The organism is Paenibacillus tyrphae (assembly GCF_024158745.1).
Taxonomy (GTDB): Bacteria; Bacillota; Bacilli; order Paenibacillales; family NBRC-103111; genus Paenibacillus_G; species Paenibacillus_G tyrfis_A.
This window is the reverse complement of the sequence record NZ_JAMZAW010000003.1, coordinates 299,175-324,166: the sequence shown is the minus strand read 5'-3', so window position 1 is coordinate 324,166 and position 24,992 is coordinate 299,175. Positions and strand designations below refer to the sequence as shown.

Annotated in this window: 17 protein-coding genes; 8 read left to right on the top strand and 9 right to left on the bottom strand. The window is 53.1% G+C overall.

Features of this window, described 5'->3' with window-relative positions; genetic code table 11:
- Nucleotides 1-253: 253 nt before the first annotated feature.
- The 3 genes from NI000_RS06650 to NI000_RS06640 all read right to left on the bottom strand — a co-directional run bounded on the left by NI000_RS06650 (nucleotide 254) and on the right by NI000_RS06640 (nucleotide 2,285).
- Nucleotides 254-1,030 (bottom strand): pirin family protein, encoded by a 777-nt coding sequence (locus NI000_RS06650; RefSeq protein WP_253408887.1) that lies wholly within the window; start codon nucleotides 1,028-1,030, stop codon nucleotides 254-256.
- Nucleotides 1,031-1,119: 89 nt separating this feature from the next.
- Nucleotides 1,120-1,569 (bottom strand): MarR family winged helix-turn-helix transcriptional regulator, encoded by a 450-nt coding sequence (locus tag NI000_RS06645; protein WP_253408885.1) that lies wholly within the window; start codon nucleotides 1,567-1,569, stop codon nucleotides 1,120-1,122.
- 89 nt (nucleotides 1,570-1,658) lie between these two features.
- Nucleotides 1,659-2,285 carry a nitroreductase family protein gene (locus tag NI000_RS06640; protein WP_253408883.1) on the bottom strand — a complete coding sequence of 209 codons (627 nt, stop codon included), beginning with the start codon at nucleotides 2,283-2,285 and terminating at the stop codon, nucleotides 1,659-1,661.
- A gap of 454 nt (nucleotides 2,286-2,739) precedes the next feature.
- Here NI000_RS06640 and NI000_RS06635 point away from each other — a divergent pair, with 454 nt between their 5' ends.
- Entirely contained in the window at nucleotides 2,740-5,178 is a 2,439-nt protein-coding gene (locus tag NI000_RS06635; protein WP_253408881.1) for an NPCBM/NEW2 domain-containing protein, read from the top strand.
- A 53-nt stretch (nucleotides 5,179-5,231) separates the two neighbouring features.
- On the opposite strand, the gene NI000_RS06630 is transcribed toward NI000_RS06635, so the two are convergent.
- Nucleotides 5,232-6,794, bottom strand: a complete 1,563-nt coding sequence (locus NI000_RS06630) for a response regulator (RefSeq protein ID WP_253408879.1) — start codon at nucleotides 6,792-6,794, stop codon at nucleotides 5,232-5,234.
- Entirely contained in the window at nucleotides 6,787-8,622 is a 1,836-nt protein-coding gene (locus NI000_RS06625) for a cache domain-containing sensor histidine kinase (RefSeq protein ID WP_253408877.1), read from the bottom strand. The genes NI000_RS06630 and NI000_RS06625 overlap by 8 nt, the downstream gene beginning before the upstream one ends.
- Nucleotides 8,623-8,759: 137 nt before the next feature.
- Between NI000_RS06625 and NI000_RS06620 the strand changes: the two genes are divergently transcribed.
- The 3 genes from NI000_RS06620 (at nucleotide 8,760) to NI000_RS06610 (ending at nucleotide 11,742) form a co-directional block, all read left to right on the top strand.
- Nucleotides 8,760-10,100, top strand: coding sequence for an ABC transporter substrate-binding protein (locus NI000_RS06620; RefSeq protein WP_253408875.1), 1,341 nt, complete (start codon nucleotides 8,760-8,762; stop codon nucleotides 10,098-10,100).
- Between the two features lie 125 nt (nucleotides 10,101-10,225).
- The gene (tnpA, locus tag NI000_RS06615) at nucleotides 10,226-10,624 is read left to right on the top strand and encodes an IS200/IS605 family transposase (RefSeq protein WP_253408873.1); all 399 of its coding nucleotides are present in this window, start codon (nucleotides 10,226-10,228) and stop codon (nucleotides 10,622-10,624) included.
- A 5-nt stretch (nucleotides 10,625-10,629) separates the two neighbouring features.
- A complete protein-coding gene (locus NI000_RS06610) occupies nucleotides 10,630-11,742 on the top strand; it encodes a transposase (protein WP_253408978.1) in 1,113 nt (370 codons plus the stop codon).
- Nucleotides 11,743-12,086: 344 nt separating this feature from the next.
- On the opposite strand, the gene NI000_RS06605 is transcribed toward NI000_RS06610, so the two are convergent.
- The 3 genes from NI000_RS06605 to NI000_RS06595 form a co-directional block, all read right to left on the bottom strand.
- On the bottom strand, nucleotides 12,087-12,839 hold the full coding sequence (locus tag NI000_RS06605) for a lipase family protein (RefSeq protein WP_253408871.1): 753 nt from the start codon (nucleotides 12,837-12,839) through the stop codon (nucleotides 12,087-12,089).
- An 88-nt stretch (nucleotides 12,840-12,927) separates the two neighbouring features.
- Nucleotides 12,928-13,293 carry a cupin domain-containing protein gene (locus NI000_RS06600; RefSeq protein WP_253408869.1) on the bottom strand — a complete coding sequence of 122 codons (366 nt, stop codon included), beginning with the start codon at nucleotides 13,291-13,293 and terminating at the stop codon, nucleotides 12,928-12,930.
- Nucleotides 13,294-13,316: 23 nt separating this feature from the next.
- Nucleotides 13,317-14,084: an EcsC family protein gene (locus tag NI000_RS06595; RefSeq protein WP_253408867.1), complete on the bottom strand. Its 768-nt coding sequence runs from the start codon at nucleotides 14,082-14,084 to the stop codon at nucleotides 13,317-13,319.
- A 212-nt stretch (nucleotides 14,085-14,296) separates the two neighbouring features.
- Between NI000_RS06595 and NI000_RS06590 the strand changes: the two genes are divergently transcribed.
- A complete protein-coding gene (locus NI000_RS06590; protein ID WP_253408866.1) occupies nucleotides 14,297-14,875 on the top strand; it encodes a DNA-3-methyladenine glycosylase I in 579 nt (192 codons plus the stop codon).
- On the opposite strand, the gene NI000_RS06585 is transcribed toward NI000_RS06590, so the two are convergent.
- Entirely contained in the window at nucleotides 14,872-16,104 is a 1,233-nt protein-coding gene (locus tag NI000_RS06585) for an aminopeptidase (RefSeq protein ID WP_253408864.1), read from the bottom strand. The two genes, NI000_RS06590 and NI000_RS06585, sit on opposite strands and share 4 nt — an antisense overlap.
- Nucleotides 16,105-16,266: 162 nt before the next feature.
- Here NI000_RS06585 and NI000_RS06580 point away from each other — a divergent pair, with 162 nt between their 5' ends.
- The 3 genes from NI000_RS06580 to NI000_RS06570 all read left to right on the top strand — a co-directional run bounded on the left by NI000_RS06580 (nucleotide 16,267) and on the right by NI000_RS06570 (nucleotide 24,897).
- Nucleotides 16,267-17,418 (top strand): glycosyltransferase family 4 protein, encoded by a 1,152-nt coding sequence (locus NI000_RS06580; RefSeq protein ID WP_253408862.1) that lies wholly within the window; start codon nucleotides 16,267-16,269, stop codon nucleotides 17,416-17,418.
- Nucleotides 17,419-17,602: 184 nt separating this feature from the next.
- Nucleotides 17,603-24,472 carry a WIAG-tail domain gene (locus tag NI000_RS06575; protein WP_253408860.1) on the top strand — a complete coding sequence of 2,290 codons (6,870 nt, stop codon included), beginning with the start codon at nucleotides 17,603-17,605 and terminating at the stop codon, nucleotides 24,470-24,472.
- A gap of 155 nt (nucleotides 24,473-24,627) precedes the next feature.
- Nucleotides 24,628-24,897 (top strand): DUF3951 domain-containing protein, encoded by a 270-nt coding sequence (locus NI000_RS06570; RefSeq protein WP_253408858.1) that lies wholly within the window; start codon nucleotides 24,628-24,630, stop codon nucleotides 24,895-24,897.
- Nucleotides 24,898-24,992: the final 95 nt, after the last annotated feature.

Sequence of the window (24,992 nt, the reverse complement as noted above, 5' to 3'; positions counted from 1 at the left end):
CCGGCGGAGGCCCTTTTTTTTTGCGCGCAAAAAGCCCCGCGGTTATCCGAGGGGGTGGGGTATCCACTTCCGACCGCTGTTGTCCTCGGGAAATTTGATTGGAAACCGCTTGATAGCGGACATTTCCCGAAGACAAAGGCGGCCGCTATCTCTTCTCCAGTGGATACCCCACCTTCATATGTATCTCTATTTCAGTCAAAATCCTCTTTCTCAACACTAAGCCCCGCGGTTATCCGCGGGGCTTAGTTTACGATTATCGTTTCGGGTACAGCGGGTAATCGACGGTGGTAGGTACCTCGATTAGCATGATCCGCACCGTTTCACCGTCCGCGGCCTGAAGCGACACGTTCGTGTCGGCAGCTGCTCCGAGCAGCATGAAATCTTTGTGCCGGAACGGAGTGACCGCGTCTCCGGCCGAAACGTTCGTCCAGGCTCCGTGTCCGCGGACGGCGAGTGCCGTTAACGTATGGCCCGCCGGAATGACGTGCAGGTAGACGGCGCCTGGCTCCAGTGTCAAATCCCACATTTTGGCGTCTGCGACGAGCTCGACCGGCGATCCGTCGCCGATGACTGTTTTGCGTACGAACCCTTCTCCGGCTTCTTCCGGAAATTCCTCATGGTCGAACTGGCGATAAGTCGGCTTCCGTTTCAGTGCTTCATTCAGTTCCGGCTCGAACCAGATTTGGAAGCCTTCCATATCCGGACCGATAAACCGTTCTTCGTGGGACACGCCCGATCCGGTCTGCATCACCTGCGCGCCGCCGGGTCCGACGACGCTTCGCGTACCGAGCGAGTCGCCATGCTCCGCCTTGCCGGCAAGAACATACGTGATGATCTCGAACGCTTGATGGGGATGAGACCCGATATAGCCTTCCTCCGCGGCGAAAGCCCACGCCCAATAAAACAGCGGACCGACCCGCTTGACCACCGACCGCTCGCCGGGAAATCCGATCGGCTTCTGCTCCGTAATCCGGCCTCCGTCGAAGGCTCCGGTTCCTTGCATCGTTGGGGGATAGATCATGATTTGCATCAAAATAACCTCCTTATAGATAAGCCTGGTTTGATTTAAGATTATCTCAATATTAAGATATGAGCTGCGGGTTCGCCGGAGGCGACCCGCTATTTGAAGCTTTCCTGCGCCGAGACCCCGAGCTTCTTAAGCAGGCCGATCGCCTGACGCTTTTCCTCGGCGTTCAAGCCGGCGACCGCGGTTTCGATCGCTTTGCGGTGCTGCGGGAACGCCTCGTCCAGAAATGCCGTGCCTTTCTCCGTAATTTCGGCGAAGCTGACCCGGCGGTCTTCCGGGCACGGCTTCCGTACGACAAGCCCTTTTTGCTCCAGCTTGTCTACGACATAAGTAATGTTGCCGCTGGTCATCAAAATTTTGCCGCCGATCTGCTGTAAAGGCTGGGAGCCCTTATGATACAGCAGTTCCAGCACCGCATATTCGGTCGGATTCAAACCGTACCGCCTGATGTCCCGGTGGGCGTGGGCCGTGACCCATTCACACGCCCGGGAAAGTACAATGAACAAATGCAGCGATTCGTCCCGGTTGTTCTCTGCGTTCAACGTTCGCAACTCCTTTCGCTGCCGCCCAATGAGCCTGCAATCAGTATTCCTCATTCCTGGGCGGCAATACATACCTGAGCTAGATTGGTTTAGAATTGGTTATAGGTGACAAATTCTCCGGTCGGTTTACGATAGCCGCGCGGCCGTTGTCCCGACAGATCCTCTTTGCCGATCGTAATCAACATTGCGGGAACGTAACGGTCCGGAATGTTCAGGACTGCGCGCATCGCATCCGGGTCGAAGCCAATCATCGGGCACGTATCCCAGCCGCGGTCTTTGGCAATCAGCATGAACAGCATGGCCGACAAGCTGGCGTTGCGGATCGCTTCTTCGCGCTTGAACGTTTCGCCCCGGTTCTCGTAGAACGCGTTGACGTATTCGACCGTTTGGTCGTATTCCTGCTTGCTCATCACGCCGAGGTGAAGAAAGCCTTCGTTGATTTTCGCTGCGTCTTTGTACGCCTCCGTGTCGCCCAGTACCAGAATGGCTGCGGAAGCCGTCAGCACTTTGTATTGCTTGTTGGCCGCTTCATGCACTTTCGTTTTTAACTCCGGGTCTTTGACGACGACGTAATGCGCATGCTGCAAGTTGAAAGCGGAAGGGGCGAATTTGACCAGCCCGAACATCTCTTCGAGCTCTTTGTCCGGGATGTCCGTATTCGGGATGAATTTGGTTGCCGATCTTCGCGATTTTAGCAGGGCTGTAAAGTCGTTCATAGGGAGGACCTCCGTCGATAGTTACTATTTTGTCTTAAATTTAAGATAATACTTTTTAAGATGATTGTCAAGGGAAAAGCAAAACCGGAAAAAAACTTAGAGAATGTACAAGTGACTTCACTTGCTTGGTTGTTTTCAGGTTTGTTCGCTTGAAAACCTCTCCAAGTCGGGGAAAGTCCCTTTTTAATGTTCAGAAATCCTTGTACCTCAAGAGCTCAAAATGCACAAGTAAAAAAAGTATAAATAAAGTAGTCAAGAAACGACATTTAACAGCGAATGTTTTGCTACTATACTTAACTTAATGATTCCTTAAAATGATTTATATACCATTTATAACCAAATAGAGGAATGGGTCAAAGGGTTTCCGCATATGGATCGGGCTTACGAATTGAAAGGAGGTGCACGCTGGAATTAATTGACTCAGCTTAAATTCATATTACGAGGAGGAGATTCAATGTTACGAAAAGCAAGAGAAGTGAAAAAGGTTGTCTTGATTGCATCGATGGTTACAGGCATGCTGTCAAATGTAGCCCCTGTCCCTGCCCAAGCAGCCAGTAGTGATTTGACGCTGACGTCCGGTAACACAAGTCTGAATGACTATTTTAATTGGGCGAAAACCCGAGCTCTTAGTCTCGATGCTACGATGAATAATATCAAAGCAGCCCGGCAAAGCGTCGGTTGTACAACAACCGATGGATGTGAAGATCCCCGAGTCAAAAATTTATACATAGGCTTCGTGTATCTAAGTGATTTAGATTGGGTAAAAGACGCAACAAGGAGCGGTTGGGGTGAAGTTCGTAAAGATAGAAGTGTGGCCAATAATGAATTGAAGTTAAATGGCGTTACATTTCCAGTTGTCAAAAAAGGTCTCGGGACGCATGCAAACAGCGACATTGTTTACAATTTGAATGGACAATATACCAAATTTACGGCAAACGTAGGTGTAGACAATGAAGTGGGTGCTGGCAACGGATCCGTCCAGTTTCAGGTATTTCTCGACAATGCTACGACCCCGGCTTTCGATAGCGGTAGGATGATCGGCGGCGATGCAGCGAAACCAGTAGATGTAAACGTCACCGGTGTAAATGTATTGAAGTTGAGAGTGACCGATGCCGGAGACGGTATCAGCAACGACCATGCGGATTGGGTGAATGCCGGAGTATATAAAGCCAATTACACCCCACCGCTCATTCCTGCCTACTGGGGATCTTATGCTGACGATATTACTCATTTCAGAGAGGCCTTCTGCGTCCGAGATATCGCACATCAGTCAGCAGCAGGGCATTTACTGAACATGGATAATCAAAACTATTCTATGTTTAATGCATTTGCCAAATCAGCCAAGAGCAATACGTCAAATCCATATTGGCCCTATTGGTCATTCGACTTTTTCGGCAATGGCTATTATATGGATAAGGATTGGCGCGAGCTGCCTTTTCCGTTTGAGATCGTACAGAAAGGCTATGAGCAGTATTTATGGACAGGTCAAAAGAAATGGATAGGACTTAAAGACGATGGTACGGTAGACCCCAATAGTGATCTATACACTTATTATACCAACGTGTTTACAAATTTTATGAATAATCAGGATCAAAATCATAACGGCGTTGCAGACGAAACGAAGCAGCTAGCCACTTATCACGAGTTTGATCCTAGCGGCCCCGACAAATTGTTTGAATCCGGAGACGGCATTGGCAGCCAATATCAGGCTCTGCTTGCTTATTCCAAAATTTTGGAGGCACGCGGAGATGCAACAGGCGCCACAACTTACTTGACCAAAGCTAACAATCTGCGCTCATATTTCGAATCCTACTGGTACTCCGGCGATAGGTATGTTCGGGGCATCACCATAAACGGCACCCGCAAAACAGATTTTGGTCACGAAAACAGCTTCTTTATGCCGTTGAAGTTGATTACCGATCAGGGAGCAAGAACGGATTCTTATTTGAATTTCATTGATCAATCAATTACGGCAAAGCAACTAAATGTCGAGGCGAAAACGTATATTCCCGAGATGTTCTACTTACATGGAAAAAATGATTTGGCTTGGAAATGGATGAAAAATCTCATGACTAACCAGCATCCGTATCCGGAAGTTTCATTCACGTTCGTTTCGAACACAATCACCGGTATGATGGGCGTTCAACCTGATGCGCCAAATCAAAAAGTGGCTACCGTGCCGAGGCTTACGAGTGAAGTTCCTTGGGTGCAAGCGGATCATGTTCGTATCGGTGGCAACGACCTGAAAGTACGTCATGACGGAAATTACAAAACGACATTAACAAACAATTCTGGTGCTGCTATTAACTGGGAGGCTCAGTTCTATGGGGATTCCAGTCAATTGAAAGTTACCAACGGTGCGACAACCAATACACAAACGGCAAGCCATAAAGATTTGAATGGTAAGAACGTATCTTATGTAACGGTTTCGGTTCCAGCAGGTAGGAGTGTTACTGTAGAAGCGCCTTACTACTTGAGTGATATGAATTGGGTAGGCACTCCGACAATCGGTTATGGGAAAATTAATTTGGACCGAAGTGTCGACAATCATATTTTGAAGCTGAAAAACAAGGCGTATACCAAAGGAATCGGAACCCATGCGAATAGTGAAATCCGCTACAACTTAAATGGGGAGTATACTACATTTACCGCAACCGTAGGGGTCGACGATGAAGTGGCTACTGGTAGTGGTACCGTCAAGTTCCAAGTCTATCTTGACAATAATACCACGCCGGCTTTTGAGAACACAGCAGCGATGAAAAGCGGTGATGCACCGGTAAATGTCAATGTAAACGTCACTGGAAAAAATACGTTGAGACTTGTGGTAACCGACAACGGAGACGGTATCGCTTACGATCATGCGGATTGGGCGGAAGCGAAGTTAATCAAGTAATGAAGAAAGACATAGACAAAGCGCTCCTTGAGGGGCTCTTTGTCTTTCTGGCATCACGGTCTATTGCTTTTCATCAAATCCCTATACTCGGACGGATTCATTCCTACTCGGCTTCGAAACACTTTGCTGAAGTAATGCTGATTGTTAAAGCCAATAATTTCGGATATATCTTTAAAATCCAGTTCGGGCTTTTCTTTGATTAAACGTTTGGCCTCTTGAATGCGCATTGAAATGAGGTGCTGCAAAGGGGGCACTCCTTGATATTTCTTGAATACCCGGCTAATGTATGAGGCATTGAATTGGAATTTGTTAGCCAAATGCTCTACGTTAATTGGCTTAGTGAAGTTAAGACGAATATATTCTTCAAGCCGCGTGTACAATTCTTTGGCTGAATCAAGTTTTTTTTGTGTAGGCAGGTGTTCTTCGATCAATTGCAGAATGTCTTGGTATAAAGTGTCGATATGTTTGGTGGTCGCCACAATACTGTAAATCCTGGCTTCAATCTCGATCACGGTTTGATTATGTTCCTCCAAATGCAGAAAAATGAACCTAATGATCTGAACTAATACCCTTTCTAATGTTTCCTGCGTCAAATTTTTTTGCTTCCATTCTTCAAAAAGCCGCGCCAGCTCCTGTACGAGTTGATCAAACTTTCGCTGCTTAACAAGCATTTGGATCGCATTCAAAGTTACCGGATCCAGGTAACTGTTCATATCTTGATGCTGTGGCAAGTCTCCAAACGTAATAATCGACGATTGGCAAGGCACAAGAAATTTGCCCAGGCATTTTCTAAGGGACAGGGACATTTCCCATAATTCACCGAATGGAACAGGAGTAAGATGGGTACACAAAGTTACAGAAAAAGCGTCCTTCATGAATCGAGAGATTTCTTTTTGAATTTCCAGCGTCATATTCACTGTCGATTCGCTTTGGTTAGGATTTGTCGTCATAATAAGGAACTTGACGTTATCATTTTTCTCGTCAATGACCCACCATTTTGTTGTAGACCGATGCTCGTCATTCAGTAGCTGTGACCACTCCAATATGCCCCAAATTTTGCTTAGGCTATGCGTATCCAATTCATTGACTGCATATCTGTACAGATTGCCCAGACAAATAAGGTGCAGCACAAACATCTCGTTTTGCAAGGCGGAATGTTCCGAATGAACCGGGGGAATTCCGTTCAAATCTTGCGTGATGATCGTTCTTTCGAGAATCATATTGCGTTGTTCAAGTTTGCCCTTGATCTCATGCAGCGTATCCCGCAGGTTTTCCGATATTATCGGTTTCAGCAGATAATCGGACACTCCCAATTTAAGAGCCTGCTGCACGAAGGTGAAATTATCAAAGCCGCTTAAGATGACGACATGAATTTCAGGGAAAAGCTGTTTCACAAGGCGTACTAATTCAATCCCATCCATTAGCGGCATTTTCACATCAGTAAATAATACATCCGGTCTATGTTGTTCCACAAGCTTCAGCGCGTCTTCCCCGTTCGTAGCTGTGGCAATGACATGAAAGCTGGGGTCGGTATATCGTATTTTCTCAACAATGTGTTCAAGAATCGTTTGCTCGTCTTCAGCAACCAGTACTTTGAATGTGTAGCCGCTAGGCATAATTATTCTCCCTTGGATCGGATTCCCCAATCTTAACTTCCGCACCCTCCCCAGTTTTATTTAATAACTGAAAGAAGGCCTTGTCCCCATAAAATAACTTCAATCGATGATAAATATTCAGCAACCCGATATGAGGAAAATCATCATCAACTTCAATTCCGGGCTCAGCATTGTTGGTTTTTGTTAAAATACTTGTTAAAACCTGGTCGTCAAATCCGATACCGTTATCCGAAACGATAATTTCCCAGCCGTTGTCGCACATTTTACCCGTAATTTGAATATGCCAAGGAGGTCTTTTATTGAAAGCGTGTTTAAAGCAGTTTTCGACGATTGGCTGCAGGATAAGACGCGGTACGCGCACTTGGTTCATTTCCGCCGGTATTTCGATGCTGCATGAAAACTGATGGATATGACGGGTCCTCATCAAGTCCAGATACTTCACGGTATAGTCCAATTCCTGCTCAATCGTGACGGGAATTGAGCCATCGATAGCAATATATCTTAACATACCGGATAGATCGCTACACATTTTTACAATTTCCGTTTGATGATTGTTTTCCGCTTTGATACTAATGATAGTTAACGTGTTATATAGAAAATGCGGATTCATCTGGGCTTGCAGGGCAAGCATTCGAGCTTTTATTTCCCGTGACCTTGCCTCAACGGCCTCGTGAAGCGACTCTTCGAGTCTTTTACACATTTGCACAAAAGCTGCGTTCAGTTCCTCCAATTCATTCAGATCAGAGGGAGGGGCAGGCATAGTTGTTGGCGGCAACGTTTGCAGGCTTAAGTTGGCTATGGACTTGCGTATGGCTTTAAGTGGGGTGGTCAGTCCTTTGGACATATAGTAGGTCAAAATCATCGTGATCAGAAGTGCAGCGATCCCGATCAAAACGATTTGATTCCGGAATGCTTTTACCGGCTGCAATAAAGCGGGTTCGGATTCGATGAGCAGCACGGTCCAGCCGCTGAATTCGGATCGCGAATAGGCGATGATTTCCGAAGGCTTGGTGGAATTCCCCGGCATAATCCAGTGACCGTCCGGTTTCACAATACCGCTCGGATTGGCAAGATCCTTCACTTCATTCCAATAGGTCTGGTCCGGGGAGATGCCTTCGAAAAACGGATAAATCAACGCGCCGTTCTTGTCATAAACGTATACCTTGGTCGATTGAGAGATTTCTTCGCCAGGAATCGTAATCGATCGATGGACTAAATTTTGAAAAACGCTGAAATCCTGCTGGACCTCCACGATGCTATCAAGCTGTTTGCCCAAGACCTCTGAGAAAGCCCTGCTGACGGAAAGGACAATCCTATTTGATTGATCCCAGTCAGTAATGCGCGGAGGAATGACGGTTTTACGCCCGTCCTCTTTAAGTGTAAGGTTGACCCACACCTGGCTCTGTATCGTATAGGGAGACAGTTGAGACATATCGAAATTTTTACCAAATTGTATGAGCTTGCCGTTGGTGCGAAAAATATTAATTTGATAAAATTCAAATGGATAACCGGTAATGGAAAATAAAGTGTTGGATATATTCCTTCCGTTATTAAGTTCTTTATAAGGGCTGTCAGTGCTTTCGAAAAAATAGGTTCTTAAATTATCAGATGTAATGATTCTCTCAGCAATGGCATCCATGCCTTTTAACTCAACATCAAATTTATCCGAAATGTTAAGAGACAGCTGATGAATGGATTCGGAAGCTTTTTTCTCTAACGCGCTAGAAACGTATAAATAAAATGAAGTTACAAAAATGACAATAAGCAGTGTAATGAGGCTGGCGTATACTAAAAAAAGTTTAGATTGCACCGTTCTGATCTGTTTCATGTCCTTCGATCATCCATTGTCTTTGAAGTAAATTTTATATACATTAAACAGTAGATTCCTTTATTTACTAATTTTTGTTTAACCTTAATAATAAGGGTGTATCTCAAAAAATACAATATGAATTAAGGGGTTCGTATATGCGTCAGCTAAATCGGCAAAAAGCATTGGCAGTTAGTATAGTGTCACTCCTCGGCATTTCGGGATTGATCGGCTGCTCTACGCAAAAGGATCTAACAATCGAAAGGGAAAACAAGGGACAAGGCGCTGCTAAGGATATAACGATCACCTACGTAGGTTCACAAAACTGGTTAAACAAAGGGTCCAAGATCGATTCGGAGCTGAATGAGGCATTTACGAGGGAAACGGGCATTAAAGTAAATATGCAAGTCGTTCCGGACGATCAATATGCGAACATTTTGAAAACGAAACTTGCTTCGGGAGAGGCGCCGGATATTTTCATGGTCAGGGCCGGAGCAGGCGCGCAAAAGTTCCTGCCGGATAAGTACTTTGCAGATTTGTCGAACGAGAAGTGGGTATCCAGATATGCGCCCTATGCCAAAGCAGGCAGTACGATCAACGGCAAGGTAATGGGCTTTATGACCTGGTCCGTAGATGGATGGGGGATACTTTACAACACGAAAACGTTTGAAAAGTATAACTTAACGGTACCCAAGACCTTTACTGAATTTACGAAAACTTTGGACACTTTAAAAGCCAACAACATTACGCCTGTTTATGAAGTAGGAAAAGAATCCTGGCACTGGGGCATTTGGTTATCGCAAATGGGGCCTATTGCCGCAAAAAGCAATCCCGGTCTGTACGAGAAGCTGAATTCGAATCAGATCAAGTTTGCGGACGTAAAAGAGTTTGAAACCTTCCTTATACAATTCAAGAAAATGTACGACAAGGAATATTTTGGGAAGGACCCGATTTCGAATACTTGGGGTTCCAGCTATGAGGCAATGGGTAACGAGCAGGCAGCGACATTCCTGAGCTACACTTCCTATCAAAATGAAGTCGCTGAAAGGTTTGCGGATTCAAAAGCTATGGATTGGAGAATGTTCCCTATTCCTATGGCGGGAAACAATGTTTTCTCTCATTCTGCAGGCGGCAATATGCGCGTAGCGTATAAAGATTCCAAAAATTTGGAGAGCGTGAAAGCATTTTTTGATTTCCTGGCAAGACCGGATAATTTGAAAAAGTATTACGATGCGCGACCTGACATTCAGCCTGCACCTTCATTCATAGATGTGCCAGCCAAACCGACAATGAGTGGAAAAACGCTCCTTGAAAACGCACCTGGAGGTGACGGCATGGATATGGAGTACGGGGTGTTGTACTGGGACAACACGACGGTCGGCAAATACATTCAGGACATGATGCTGGGAGGCTCGACGCCGCAACAAGTTTTGGAGTCGATTGATAAAGACAGAGCTAAGCTATTTAACGTTCCTCCGAAAGAAGTCCCCCACTTCTAAATCTTGCGAAGCTTGATGAAAGTGGGAGATGGATTTCGGTAGGCAAAGCCTAAAGTCTTTTTGTTGCCACATTTTTGTATGATGCGATATAATCAGTCTTAGATAAAAGAAAGGCTGTTATATTAATGAAATTAGACAACAATAATCATTCAGTGTTCCTATTGTATTATCATCTTGTTTTGGTTGTGAAATATCGCAGAAAAGTGATGGATGACACCACATCTGACTACGTGAAAGATATGTTTGTTCGTTTGGGTGAAAACTACAATATATCCTTAGTCGAATGGAATCATGATATGGACCATGTGCATATTTTGTTCAAAGCACACCCGAACACCGAATTGTCAAAGTTCATCAATGCGTATAAAAGCGCAAGTTCGAGATTGGTCAAAAAAGAGTTTCCACAAGTAAGAAAGAAGCTTTGGAAAGAATACTTTTGGTCAAAAAGTTTTTGCTTACTTACAACAGGTGGCGCACCTATGGAAGTAATCAAGAAATATATCGAAAATCAGGGACTGAAGTGAGGTGACTGGGTATGGCGAACAAGGCCTATAAGTTCCGTTTGTATCCAACGCCTCAACAAGAACAACTGCTTGCAAAAACCTTCGGTTGCGTTCGTTTTGTTTACAACCAAATGTTGGCTGAACGAAAGGAAACCTATGAGCAATTCAAGGATGATAAAGATGCATTGAAGCAACAAAAGTTACCTACACCTGCAAAATACAAGGGTGAGTATCCTTGGCTAAAGGAAGTAGACAGCCTAGCATTAGCAAACGCTGGGCTCCATCTGCAAAAGGCATACCAAAACTTCTTTTCCGGACGTGCTGCATTTCCGAAGTTCAAAAGTCGCAAAGCAAGGCAGTCCTATACAACGAACGTGGTCAAGGGAAACATCATGCTCTTGGATGGCTATATCAAATTACCGAAACTAAAACTTGTAAAAATGAAGCAACATCGAGAAATTCCGTCACATCAGGTCATCAAGTCTTGTACGGTTTCTCGAACAAAAACAGGAAAATACTATATTTCTATCCTGACCGAATACGAACATCAACCGACACCAAAAGAAGTACAAGCGGTTGTTGGCTTGGATTTTTCCATGAACGGCTTATTTGTTGATAGTGAAGATGGTAAGACAGCCAATTCCCCTCATTTCTATCGTCAAGCCTTGGAAAAATTAGCGAAGGAACAGCGTATTCTATCACGTAGAAAGAAAGGTTCTAGCCGTTGGCATAAGCAACGATTGAAAATTGCAAAACTACACGAAAGAATTGCAAACCAGCGAAAAGACTTTCTGCATAAGGAATCGCACAAATTAGCGAAACGGTATGATTGCGTGGTTATCGAAGATCTCAACATGAAGGGAATGGCACAAGCCCTTAATTTCGGCAAAAGCGTTGCCGATAATGCATGGGGCATGTTCACAACATTTCTCCAATACAAGTTAGAGGAGCAAGGGAAAAGGCTTATCAAAATAGATAAGTGGTTTCCCTCATCCAAAACTTGTTCATGTTGCGGTCAAGTGAAGGAGTCTCTATCTCTTTCTGAGCGTACGTTCCACTGCGATTGTGGTTTTGTTGCAGATCGAGACTGGAATGCTTCGATCAATATCAAGCGTGAAGGATTGCGATGGTTAGCATAATCATAGATAGAGCATGGAACAGGCTCGATAGCTAAGTCAATTTCGTACCGTTAGGTACGGTTACCTTAGAAGCCCCCACCTCTAAGCAAAGCGTAGGTGGCGGGTAGTTCACTGCGACTGCCTATCCCTGAGACAACTTCAAATCTTTACTCGTGAAATTTTGTTTCGCTCGGGCTTGGAACATATGGGTACGGAACAGCGCCGGGCGTTATTTTATTTTTGTTCCTAACTATCATTTCTATCAGCTGAGACGCGGGCATTTCCCGCAGACAAAGGCGAACGCTATCGCTCCTACAGTAGATACCCCACCTCCGGGCTTCGCTTTTTTCCTTGGATTTGGACCGCTAGCCGGTCTTTGCGGGCAGAAGGCCTTTCGGACTGCGGTTGTAGTATGGACGGCTGCGGCCTGTGCGCCGGCGTACCAGCTCTTTGTAGTAGCTTTTGATCGAATGGCTTCCCAGCAGGCCTTTGTTTTGGAAGCGGATCACGTAGCGGTACCGGACATGCCGGTATACGGTTTTGCCGAAGGAGAGGGGCAGCAGCGGCACGAGATCGTACCGGTTGGCAATATGGGTGCTGTGGTGAATTCGGCGGTTAAACCGACGGACGAAATCAGGATTACCAACCTTCGGGGCTCCGAACGTATAGACTACGGGCTGTTTGAAGGGCGTGTGAAAGACGAGGTCGAGCGCGCAGAGCGTAACTAGCGAGCCGCCGATGCTGTGGCCGGCCAAATATAGTCTTTTTTGAGGGGAAGCTTTGTTCAAGTAGCTCATAATCGGCCCACGGAGTGCTGATGCGTACAGCTCCGTAAGACCGCGGTGCGTCCGTCCGGCGTTGCGGACAAAAGGGAACGGGATTTGATCGAACTGCAAATCTTTCTTCAATTCGGATACGGCCGCCGTGCCGCGGAGCGCGATGACGATCGATTGCTTGGACTCCAGGATGAATCCGAGGTAAGGAAACTTCTTTTTGCCCAGGACGGCGGCCAGCTTATACCCGGGGGGCAGCTCGAACGATCCGTTATTGTTGTACTGCCGGATGGCCTGATAGACGATAGCGGCCAGCAGGATGGCCCGGTTGGAAGCTACGGTCATACGACATGCTCCTAACATTGGAATCGGTCGTATAGTATATTCGGGCACCTCCGGCAGTGAAACGGGGAAGCAAAGCGAGGGCGGCGGGCTAGTCCCTTTTCGGCTCCGCCAAGGGCGGCGCTTCCACCCGGTCTCCCCGGGTCTGCGGGTGCGAGACGACAAGAAACTCGACGTCACCGGAGGAAACGTTCTTCATCTGATGCGGTACACCCGGCGGCACCTCACAGCCTTCCTGCGGACCGAGGGTATGGAGCTCGCCGTCCACCTCCAGCTCGGCCGTTCCCGTCAGTACGAAAAACAATTGGCGCGCCTGCTCATGGTAATGCCGGACCTCGGCCGTATGCGGAGGCATCCGTTCGTGTATGACGCTCAGCTCGGGCTGCTGAACCAGATGCCAGCCGTCGCACCGGTCGCCCCAAATATAATGCGGTGCATTCGCTTTACTGATTTTCATAGTTACGTTTCCTCTCCCTCGATTTAAGTTGCCTTGCTTTTCTCCTCCGTCTCGTCCAGCCAGCGCCGGCGGTAGCAGTTCATGCCGGCCTGCCCCAGCTCCTCAAGCAGGCCGTAGTTGGCCCATGCTCCGACGACGGCGCCGATGCCGGGGACAAGCTGCAGCATTTTGCGGAAATCGATCGTATCGCGGTATTCCTGCTGCAGCTGCCTCCAATCGATATGCTGGGCGTATGAGTCCGCGGGTGGCAGCGTTTTGACGGTTTGCGGCCAATTCACGACGGCGCGGTACAGCTCGGGCTTTTTGTTTTGGCTGGAGAAAGCCACCTGAAATACATGCAAAATGTACAAACGTTCGCGATAATCGAGCGTCGAATGCCCGTAAAGGTGGGCGAGCTCGAACAAGAATTTCATCTTGATGCCGATCAGGACTGGAAAATCGACGAGTCCGAGCAAAATGCCACCAGCTCCCGTCCCCGCGCCTTCCGCTGCTGCCAGCTTTTTGTAGAAGCCGATCAGTTCCTCGGCTTTCTGGTCGCGCGACGCCAAGCTCATGTCTTGGAGCGGTTCGTTTTTCGGAATGTAGTCCAGGCTGAACAGCGCGGTCTGAACAATGCCTTTGACCGCTGCGGTAATGGCCGTATGCACTTTCTCGGGTATGGCTTGGTTGATTCGCGTTTGCAGCGCCCTGGACGTTTTTTCGAACATGCCGGGTGGCTTGAGCAGTTCCTTCTCCCACCCGATCAACTGCTTCCGGATCTGCTGTTCGTATACCGTAAATGAATGATTCATAGAATCCCCGCCTGATGTTTGGTATCGTTCGGCTTGACTGTGCCGGGTTCGGATATGCCGTATACGAAGCGTCTGTGCGTCGCGTAATATCTGATATTATACCTGATACGTACAAGCATCGGAAAGATTTCAATCCGCCGAATTGTAAAACGGTGACAAACCGTGTCGCAATAATGTGGTATAGTTAGGGAAAAAAGGAGAGGATGCGTCCTATGGAATGCCGCTGTGGCTGGTGTAACGAAGACCCTTTATATATCGACTATCACGATAAGGAATGGGGAGTTCCCGTTCATGACGACCGAAAGCTGTTTGAGATGCTGATCCTGGAAGGGGCGCAGGCGGGACTGAGCTGGTATACGGTGCTCAAAAAAAGAGACCGCTACCGGGAGGCGTTCGACGGCTTCGATCCCAGGGCGGTAGCCGCGTACGACGATGCCAAATTGGACGAGCTGCTCGGCGATCCGGGTCTGATCCGGAATCGGCTCAAAATGCGCGCCGCCGTGACGAACGCGAAGGCTTTTCTCGCGGTGCAGGAGGAATTCGGCAGCTTCGACCGTTATATATGGCAGTTCGTCGGCGGTGATACGATTCGCAACCGCTGGCAGAGCCTGAAGGAAGTGCCGGCCAGCACGCCGGAATCGGATGCGATGAGCAAGGCGCTGAAGAAGTGCGGCTTCACCTTTGTCGGCTCGACGATCTGCTATGCGTTTATGCAGGCGACCGGCATGGTGATGGACCATACGGCCGATTGCTTCCGGTTCGCGGAGCTTTCCGGAGCCCGGGCGGATTAATCCGCCCAGCAGCCCCGCCGGAACACCGGCTCCACCGTCCCGTCCGGCAGCTCTCCGTCGATATCGAACTCGTCCGACCCGATCATGAAGTCGACGTGCACCAGACTGTGATTGGCTCCGTGTTGCGCCAACTGCTCCCGCGTCATGGCGGTGCCGCCTTCCAGACATAGCGGATACGCGTTGCCTAACGCCAGGTGGCAGGAGGCGTTCTCGTCAAGCCCCGTATTGTAAAACAGCACGTTCATCGCGGCAATCGGCGAGTCCTGAGGCACGAGCGCCACTTCGCCGAGCCGGGCCGCGCCCTCGTCGGTCGCGATGAGACGCTGCAGCGCCTCTTGTCCTTGCTCCGCCGTACACTTCACGACCTTCCCGTTCTCGAATGTCAAACTGAAGCCGTCGATCAGCGCCCCGTTCCAGTTCAGCGGCATCGTGCTGCGTACGGTTCCGTTGACGCCGTCGGCGCGCGGCAGCGTGAACATCTCCTCCGTCGGAATATTCGGCACGAAAAACACGCCTTGGGCGTTATGCATGCCGCCTGCGACCCATTGGTGCTCCGGAGGCAGCTCCACGTTCAATTCCGTACCCGGCGCACGGTAAATCAACCGGGCGTACCTCTTCGCATTCATCCGCTCCACCTTCGAGCGAAGCGCCGCCAGATGCTCCTGCCAGGCTTCCACAGGCCGGTCACGGTCGGCTCTTGCCGCTTGCACGATTCGTTCCCACAGCGAACGAACCGCTTCTTCTTCGCTTGCCTCCGGGAACACTTTGGCCGCCCAAGCCGCCGAGGGAACGGATACGATCGTCCAACTGATTCGGCCGGCCTGCATCATGCGGCGGTATTCCAGCATGGCGGTGCCGTACGTTTTGCTCGCCGCGGCAATCCGCTCGGGCTTCGCCTGTTTAAGCAGGTCGGGCGTAGGGGAGTAGACCTGCAGGAACGCCGCCCCTTCTTCGGCCAATTGACGGAAGCCGTCTGCTTTCCATTGCGGATATTCAAGGAACGCTTCGTCGGGAGCCAGCTCGTACTTCAGCCGTTTCAGTTCGTCGTCGTCCCATTCGACATAGACGTGCTTCGCCCCGGCCTCGTACGCTTTGCGCGCGACGATGCGGACGAAATCCGCAGCCGATACGGGCGAGGTTATTACAAGCGTCTGCCCTTGCTGCACGTTGATACCTACCTTCACGGCGAGCTCCGCATAATGTTCGATATACGTTTCCAATCGGCTCACGGTCTGCACTTCCTCTCGGGATATTCGCAAGTTCGTTCTTTTATTATGACGCCCTGCCTGGCAAAATTCAAACGGCCCAAACTGCGGCCCGGACAACTAAAGCCTATCCGTATCCGCTGCGCCAAGAATATACTATCAAAAAGATCGCGGGGAGGCTGCTCCATGAAAGAGCATGATGTCGTCTTCGTGACGCCGGGTTCGTTCGTCATTCCTTCGGGCAACAGCAGTTCCGTCGAATTGGTCGTGGAACAAGTCGTCCGTCGCCTGCAGAAGCACGTCCGACTGGCGGTGATCGGGCGGCGGGGCCGGACGCTCCGCCGGACCGAAATTCGCGAAGGCGTTCTCTACGAGCGCGTGCCCGCCGTTTCGCCCCGCCGCTATGTGGAGAGCGTCAGCCGCAAGCTGAGAAAGCTGCGGCCGAAGGTCATTCAAGTGGAGAACCGCCCGCGCTTCGCCCGGTTTCTCAAGCGAAGGCATCCGGGGGCGCAGGTGTGGCTGTCGCTGCATTCCGTTTCGTTCATCTCGAAGCCCCATATCCGGCGGCCCGAGCTGCAGCGTTGTCTGGCCGCGGCGGACCGGATCGTGGTGAATAGCCATTACCTGAAGGACGAAATGGTGCGCAGAGACCCGCGTGTCCAAGCCAAAATTATCGTGAATCATCTGGGGGTCGATCCGGACCGTTTTATTTCCCGATGGTCTCCGGAAGGGGCAGCCAGGAGGGAGGCGCTGCTCCACAGACTCGGCCTGCAGGGCCGTAAAATCATTCTGTACGTCGGCCGCCTGATTCCGACCAAGGGCGTGCATCATTTGCTGGCCGCGATGCCCGAAATTGTGGGCAAGGTGCCGGAAGCGCTGCTGCTTGTGGTGGGGGGAGCATTTTACGGTTCGAGACGGCTTACCCCCTACGTGAGGCGGCTTCGGAGGACGAGCGCGCCGCTGAGCAACCATGTACGCTTCGTTCCGTATGTTCCGCACGGCGAAGTGGACGATTGGTTTCGCTTGGCCGATGTCCTCGTCGTTCCGTCCGTCCGCCGCGAGGCGTTCGGCCTCGTCAACGTGGAAGCGATGGCTGCAGGCGTCCCGGTCGTCGCCACTCGCGCCGGAGGAATGCCAGAAATTGTGGAGGAGGGCGTTACCGGGCTGACCTTGGAGCCGGACGCTCTGGAGAGCGGTCTTGCGCCGGCGGTAATCTCCCTGCTGCAAAACGAGAACAAAGCCCGCTGCATGGGAGAGCAAAGCGTGGAGCGGGTACAGCGGCTATTTACATGGGAGCGGGTGGCGGAGCGGTGGCTTACACTTTATGACGGGCGGTGAACGAGGCCGCCTTTTTTTTGCGCTTTGCGTTCGATGGAAAAACGGTTTCGGCTTTCTTGTGCGTACGCCCATTTTTAACCGGGCGAATGACCTCCTTCTAGGTAAATGCATATGTTAAAAGTGTCTACTTGCAATCATTTCCAGCATGGCCAACTAGGCACTACACCATATGGGAGGACCTAGCATGAAACGAGAAAACCGCCGGGTTTCCGGTACGCGACGAACGGTGCGCAGCAAGCGCATGGACTCGTACATTAATGAGCTGAAGTGGCTGGACGATAAGCCGCGAATCTTGAGGCCGCAAGCCGACTTTGATGAGGATACCAGCATTGGTCATCTAGTCCTTGAGGAAGGAGAAGAAGAACAAGAGGCTGCCGAATCGCAAGGGGTTCCGGACACTCCCCGTACCGTTGAAGAACCGGTCACCCGTACCGTTGAAGAGCCGATCACCCGCGCCGCTGAAGAGCCGGTCGCCCGTGCCGTTGAAGAGCCGGTCACCCGGGCGGCTGAAAAGCCGGTCGCCCGGGCAACTGAAAAGCCGGTCACCCGTGCAGTTGAGAAGCCGACCATCCGTTCGGTTGAAGAGGCGGTCAGACCGCGGTTTATGCAGGGAACTACCGTGTATACGGACGATTTGGCCGATGAGTCGGTCACGACGGAGAAAATCGCGCGTTATGCCGTCGACGGTGCCCGGATCAAACGGAATAGCGTCGGTCGGGACAATCTGACCGACTATGCGGTCGACAGCACCAAGCTGGCGGACCGCAGCGTCACGACGCAAAAGCTCGCTTTGCAGTCGGTGACGGCGGAGCATCTGGCCAAGGCCTCGGTCTCGACGGATAAAATTCAAGACCGGGCGATCAGCGGGGAGAAGCTCCAGGACAACAGCATTACTTCGGAGAAGCTGGCGGATAAGACGATCGACGGAATGAAAATTGCCGAAAAATCGATTTATACGAAGCATTTTGCCGACGAGGCGATTACCGGCGAGCTGATTCAGCATCAGTCGATCACATCGGATAAAATCCGAAGCGGCGCGATTCATTCGATTCATTTGGCCAACGGCGTGGTCAATTCGTCAAAGCTGCTGGAAGGCGCGGTAACGACGGAAAAGCTGCGCGATTTTTCAGTGACCTCCGCCAAGCTGGCCGATGGGGAAATTGGCGCCGAGAAGCTGGCACCCCAGTCGGTTACGGAGGATAAGCTGGCGCCTTGGAGTGTGGCTTCCGAGCATTTGAAGCTGAATTCGGTGCTGCACGATCATTTGACGGCGGGGTTGATCCGGGGCGTTAACATTTCGCCAAAGCAGATCGACGCAAGCCATCTGACGGAAGACACGGTGCAGGCCATTCATCTGAAGGACGGAGCCGTGACTTCAGGCAAGTTGTCTAAGGAAGCGGTACAGGGGTTCCATGTGCAGGAAAGGGCGATTGAAGGCCGGCATGTGCAGCAAGGAGCAGTAGAAGGCCGTCACTTGTCCGCCCACTCGGTGACAGCGGATAAATTGGCGCTTTATAGCGTCAGTACGCAGCAGATGGCGGATTCCTCCGTTACGACCGAGAAATTGGGCGAGCAAGCCGTTACCTCGCGGAAGCTGGCGAAAAAATCGGTATCCGGCGAGCATTTGACGGAAGACGCCGTCAATTCGCTGCATCTGGCTAACAAAGCCGTGCAGACCGGGCACATTGCCTCGGCGGCGGTCGGTAGCGATCATCTGCAAGAGCGCTCGATCGCAACGGAGAAGCTGCAGGACCGGGCTGTCACCTCCGATAAGCTGGCCGGGGGGGCGGTGCAGACCCAGCATTTGCAGGAGGGGGCGGTACAAACCACGCATCTGGCGAAACACAGTGTCACCACCTCCAAGCTGTCCGGCGAATCGGTGTCGACCGACAAGCTGACCAATTTGGCCGTGACGACGGCGAAGCTGGCTTCCGCAAGCGTAACATCGGAGAAGCTGGGCAAGGAATCGGTACAGGCGGAGCATGTGGCCTTGGGTGCAATTCAACATGCGCATCTCGGCAAAGCGTCCGTGAAGACGCACCAACTGGCTACCGGCGCCGTTACCCGCGATAAGCTGGAAGACGGTGCGATAACGTCGGAGAAGCTGGCGGAAAACGCGGTGACGGCGCTGCACCTGACGGAAGGTTCGGTACGAGGTCTTCATTTGATAGAGGGAGCGGTCGACGGCAGCCGGTTGGCGGCGGGCGTGGTGTCGGCGAAGCATCTGACGCCCGGTGCGGTGACAGGGCTGCATCTAACGGAAGGTGCGGTACGGGGATCGCATCTGACGGAAGGCGCGGTGAGCGGCAGACATTTGTCGGCAGGGGCAGTCACGGGCATGCATTTGACGTCGGGTGCAGTCGGTACGGAGCATCTGAGACCCGGAGCCGTAGGCGAATCGCAATTGCAGACGCAGGCCGTCACGACGGAAAAGCTGGCGGAAGGCGCAGTCACGGCGCTGCATCTGGCGGAGGGATCGGTACACGGGCAGCATTTGGCGGAAAGCGCGGTCGACGGCAGCCGCTTGGCGGCAGGGTCCGTGACGACGGCGCATCTGACGCCGGATGCGGTCGGTGCGAAGCATCTGATGGCGGAATCCGTAGGCGAAGACCAACTGCAGGCGCGTGCGGTAACGGCGGAGAAGCTGGCGGAAGGCGCAGTCATGATGCATCACCTGATGGAAGGCTCGGTGCGCGGTCCGCATTTGGTGGAAGGAGCGGTGAGCGGCAGACACTTAGCGGCGGCCGTGGTGACCTCGGAGAAGCTTGCGGAAGGCGCGGTGACGGCGCTGCACCTTGCGGATGGATCGGTACGCGGCCGTCATCTGGCGGAAGGTACGGTCGACGGCAGCCGCTTGGCGGAGGGTTCCGTGACGTCGCAGCATCTCGCGGTCGGCTCGGTCGGCGCGGAGCAGCTTGCGGTGGAAGCCGTGGGTGAAGAACACCTGCAGGCGCAGTCGGTGACGTCGGCAAAGCTGGCGCTGCGTTCGGTGACGGGGATGCATTTGAAGCTGGACGCCGTCGGCTCGGAACAGTTGGCGGCGGAGGCCGTAGGCGAAACCCATCTGCAGGCGCAGGCGGTAACGTCGGAGAAGCTGGCGGAAGGCGCAGTCATGGGGCAGCATCTCGCAAAGGGCGCGGTCGACGGCAGCTGCTTGGCGGAGGGCTCCGTGACGATGGCGCATCTGACGCCGGGCGTGGTGGGCGCGGAGCATCTGGCGGCGGAGGCCGTGGGCGAAGCGCAGCTGCAGGAGCAGTCGGTGACATCGGGAAAGTTGGCAGCGGAGTCCGTGATGGCGCAGCATTTGACGCCGGGCGCGGTGGGCGCGGAGCATCTGGCGGCGGAGGCCGTAGGCGAGGCGCAACTGCAGGAGCAGTCGGTGACGTCGGGAAAGCTGGCAGCGGAGTCCGTGACGTCGCAGCATCTGGCGCCGGGCGCGGTGGGCGCGGAGCATCTGGCGGCGGAGGCCGTAGGGGAGGCGCAGCTGCAGGAGCAGTCGGTGACGTCGGGAAAGCTGGCAGCGGAGTCCGTGACGGCGCAGCATCTGGCGCCGGGCGCCGTAGGCACGGAACAGCTGGCGGCGGAAGCCGTAGGCGAAACGCAGCTGCAGGCGCAAGCGGTGACATCGGGAAAGCTGGCGGAAAACGCGGTGACAACGAATCACCTGGCAGAGGGCGCGGTCGACAGCAGCCGCTTGGCGGAAGGATCGGTAACGACGGCGCATCTAACGCCAGGCGCGGTGGGCGCGGAGCAGTTGGCGGCAGAGGCGGTAAGCGAAGCGCACTTGCAGGCGGGGGCCGTAACGTCGGAAAAGCTGGCGGAAGGCGCGGTGACGGCGAGGCATCTCGCAGAGAGAGCCGTAGGCACAAGTAGCCTGGCGGAGGAAGCCGTAACGACGGCACATCTGGTGCCCGGCGCGGTGGGTGCGGAGCAACTGGCGGCGGAGGCGGTAGGCGAAGCGCACTTGCAGGCGGAGGCCGTAACGTCGGAAAAGCTGGCGGAAGGCGCGGTAATGGCGAGGCACCTTGCGGAAGAGTCGGTTCGCAGCGGGCATCTGACCGAAGGAGCAGTTACGGCGAGGCACCTTGAAGAAAGGGCTGTGCACAGCTGCCATCTGGCGGAAGACGCGATCATAACGGAGCATCTCGCAGAGGGCGCGGTCGACGGCAGCCGGTTGGCGGAGGGCTCGGTGACGACGGCGCATCTAACGCCGGGCGCGGTTGGCGTGGAGCAACTGGCGGCGGAGGCGGTAGGCGAAGCGCAGCTGCAGGCGCGTGCCGTTACTTCGGAGAAGCTGGCGGAAGGAACGGTCACGGCGCAGCACCTCGCGGAAGGTTCGGTTCACGGCTGGCACTTGGCCGAAGGTACCGTCACGACGCCGTTCCTTGCAGAAGGAGCTGTGGACGGCAGCCGCTTGGCCGAAGCCGCGGTGACGCCCCTGCACCTTGCGGAAGAGTCGGTGCGAAGCCGGCATCTTGCAGGAGGCGCGGTGATGGCCCTGCACATTGCGGAAGGGGCGATACGCAGCCAGCATTTGTCCGAAGGCGCGGTAGGTGCGGAGCAGTTGGCGGCGGAAGCCGTAGGGGAAGCGCACCTGCAAGCGGAGGCCGTGACGTCGGAGAAGCTGGCGGAGGGTGCGGTGACGGAGCGGCACCTGTCCGAAGGTTCGGTTCACAGCCGGCATTTGTCCGAAGGCGCGGTAGGCACGGAGCAACTTGCGGCGGAAGCCGTAGGTACAGTGCAATTGCAGGCGGAGGCCGTGACGTCGGAGAAGCTAGCGGAAGGTGCGGTGACGGAGCAGCACCTAACTGAAGGTTCGGTTCACAGCCGGCACCTGTCCGAAGGCGCGGTGGGCACGGAGCAGCTAGCGGCGGGAGCCGTAGGTGCAGTGCAATTGCAGGCGGAGGCGGTGACGTCGGAGAAGCTGGCGGAAGGCGCGGTGTTGGCGCTGCACTTGGCCGTCGGCGCGGTTCACGGCCAGCATCTGGCCGAAGGCACGGTGGGCATGGAGCAGCTAGCGGCGGAGGCCGTAGGTGCAGTGCAATTGCAGGCGGAGTCCGTGACGTCGGAGAAGCTTGCGAAAGGCGCGGTAGGTACGGAACAGTTGGCGGCGGAAGCCGTAGGGGAAGCGCAATTGCAGGCGGAAGCTGTAACGTTGGAGAAGCTAGCGGAAGGCGCGGTGACGGAGCGTCACCTGTCCGAAGGTTCGGTTCACGGCCGGCATCTGACCGAAGGCGCAGTAGGTGCAGAGCAGCTAGCGGAGGAATCCGTAGGCGAAGCGCACTTGCAGGCGAAGGCGGTGACGTCGGAGAAGCTGGCGGAAGGCGCGGTGACGGAGCGTCACCTGTCCGAAGGTTCGGTTCACAGCCGGCACCTGTTCGAAGGCGCGGTAGGCACGGAACAGCTAGCGGAGGAATCCGTAGGCGAAGCGCACTTGCAGGCGGAGGCGGTGACGTCGGAGAAGCTTGCGGAAGGCGCAGTGACGGAGCAGCACTTGTCCGAAGGTTCGGTTCACGGCCGGCATCTGTCCGAAGGCGCAGTAGGCGCGGAACAGCTGGCGGAGGAATCCGTAGGCGAAGCGCACTTGCAGGCGGAGGCGGTGACGTCGGAGAAGCTTGCGGAAGGCGCAGTGACGGAGCAGCACCTGTCCGAAGGTTCGGTTCACGGCTGGCATCTGGCGGAAGGCGCAGTGACGGAGCGGCACCTGTCTGAAGGCGCGGTTCACAGCCGGCATTTGTCCGAAGGCGCAGTGGGCACGGAGCAGCTAGCGGAGGAAGCCGTAGGCGAAGCGCAGCTGCAGGCGGAGGCGGTGACGTCGGAGAAGCTTGCGAAAGGAGCGGTGACAGAGCGGCACTTGGCCGAAGGCGCAGTGGGCGCAGAGCAGCTAGCGAAGGAATCCGTAGGCGAAGCGCACTTGCAGACGGCAGCGGTAACGTCGGAGAAGCTTGCGGAAGGCGCAGTGACGGAGCAGCACCTAGCCGAAGGTTCGGTTCACAGCCGGCATCTGGCTGAAGGCGCGGTGGGTCCGGAACAGCTTGCGGCGGAATCCGTAGGCGAAACGCAGCTGCAGGCGCAAGCGGTGACGTCGGAGAAGCTTGCCGAAGGCGCGGTGACGCCCCTGCACCTTGCGGAGGAGTCAGTGCGAAGCCGGCATCTTGCAGCAGACGCAGTGATGTCCCTGCACCTTGCGGAAGGGGCTGTCCGCAGCCGGCATCTGGCCGAAGGCGTAGTAGGCGCGGAGCAGTTAGCGGAGGAATCCGTAGGCGAAGCGCAGTTGCAGGCGCAAGCGGTGACGTCGGAGAAACTGGCACAGCGTTCGGTGACGTCGGATCATTTGTGCGTCGAGTCGGTCGACGGGCTGCACATCAAGCAGGAGACGATCTCGGGCTACCATCTGGTGCCGGGCACGATTTCCTTCATTCATCTGGAACCGTCACTGCAGGCGCTGCTGACCAGAAAGCCGGCTGAGGAAGCGTGGGACGAAGCTGCCCCCGAGGCAGGCGATCCGGAAGACACCGGCATTCAGAACGAAATTGAGACACCGGATGCGGATGGAGCAGCAGTGATTCTGGAATCCGGGGAGGGGGTGGTTACCGGGCTCGAGCCGGAGCTGGAGGAGGTCCATATTAGTGCACTGGATCTCTCATTGGACGCCGTGTCTGAGCAAGACTCGAAAGCCGACGCCATAGCGGGCATTCAGCTGCAGCCGGAAAGCGTCGGGTCGGAGCATCTGGCGGCCGGAGCGGTCACTCCGGAGCATTTGTCCTTCCAGCCGGTGCAGACGGTTGGGGTCTGGACGACGGTGCAACAGTTCGGGCTTAGTCCGTTCCTGCTAAGCCTCGAAGACGAACTGACGGAAGTTGTGCTGATCTTTGACCGGCCTTTTGCAGACAATAACTATGTACTGGTAGCTTCCACAGATCAGACGAACACGTACGCCGTCATTCAACAAAAGGAGCCCGACGGCGCTATTTTGGAAGTGGTCCGTTCCAAATTTTCACCGGAACTGCAAGGAGTGGTCAACTGGATCGCAATCGGCGTGGCGAACGAGTAATTGTAACGGTCATGTATTCCTCATCGAAGACTGTACACCCCCGTAGAGCGGCGGCTTGAGGCCGGAGCTTTGCGGGGACATTTTTTTGCCTGACACCCGGTCTGCGAAACTATTTTTCGGCCCCCTTCGTATAAAAGTTGAATGGACGGACAAGTATGGCTAATAAAGGGGAAGGGCGGACCTGGAATATGGACGATTTTGCATTATATACGATGCTTTCCTTGATCGTTCCGATCATCGTTTTGCTTACGGTCATTATCTGCAAGATGATTGCCGGCAAGGCGATCCCGAACAGCGATTACACTCCCTTCGATCAGATTACGGGAAATACGCCGATCGAATTTCACGAAGAAAAGCAGGAGAAGGAAGAAAAAGACGAGCAAGGCGACGATAAGGACAAAAATATAAGAAAAGCTCCGTATTAAAAGTATGCCAAGAACGGTAGACGGCGGGCGAAGGAGACACGATCCTTCTCCGTCGTTTTTATTATGGGCGCAAATGAGAAGTTGTTTTCCGTACA

Coding starts and splice junctions, on each gene's coding strand:
- NI000_RS06650 (WP_253408887.1), bottom strand. CDS start 1,030: ATGCAAATCATGATCTATCCCCCAACGATGCAAGGAACCGGAGCCTTC.
- NI000_RS06640 (WP_253408883.1), bottom strand. CDS start 2,285: ATGAACGACTTTACAGCCCTGCTAAAATCGCGAAGATCGGCAACCAAA.
- NI000_RS06635 (WP_253408881.1), top strand. CDS start 2,740: ATGTTACGAAAAGCAAGAGAAGTGAAAAAGGTTGTCTTGATTGCATCG.
- NI000_RS06630 (WP_253408879.1), bottom strand. CDS start 6,794: ATGCCTAGCGGCTACACATTCAAAGTACTGGTTGCTGAAGACGAGCAA.
- NI000_RS06625 (WP_253408877.1), bottom strand. CDS start 8,622: ATGAAACAGATCAGAACGGTGCAATCTAAACTTTTTTTAGTATACGCC.
- NI000_RS06620 (WP_253408875.1), top strand. CDS start 8,760: ATGCGTCAGCTAAATCGGCAAAAAGCATTGGCAGTTAGTATAGTGTCA.
- tnpA (WP_253408873.1), top strand. CDS start 10,226: ATGAAATTAGACAACAATAATCATTCAGTGTTCCTATTGTATTATCAT.
- NI000_RS06605 (WP_253408871.1), bottom strand. CDS start 12,839: ATGACCGTAGCTTCCAACCGGGCCATCCTGCTGGCCGCTATCGTCTAT.
- NI000_RS06600 (WP_253408869.1), bottom strand. CDS start 13,293: ATGAAAATCAGTAAAGCGAATGCACCGCATTATATTTGGGGCGACCGG.
- NI000_RS06595 (WP_253408867.1), bottom strand. CDS start 14,084: ATGAATCATTCATTTACGGTATACGAACAGCAGATCCGGAAGCAGTTG.
- NI000_RS06590 (WP_253408866.1), top strand. CDS start 14,297: ATGGAATGCCGCTGTGGCTGGTGTAACGAAGACCCTTTATATATCGAC.
- NI000_RS06580 (WP_253408862.1), top strand. CDS start 16,267: ATGAAAGAGCATGATGTCGTCTTCGTGACGCCGGGTTCGTTCGTCATT.
- NI000_RS06575 (WP_253408860.1), top strand. CDS start 17,603: ATGAAACGAGAAAACCGCCGGGTTTCCGGTACGCGACGAACGGTGCGC.
- NI000_RS06570 (WP_253408858.1), top strand. CDS start 24,628: ATGGCTAATAAAGGGGAAGGGCGGACCTGGAATATGGACGATTTTGCA.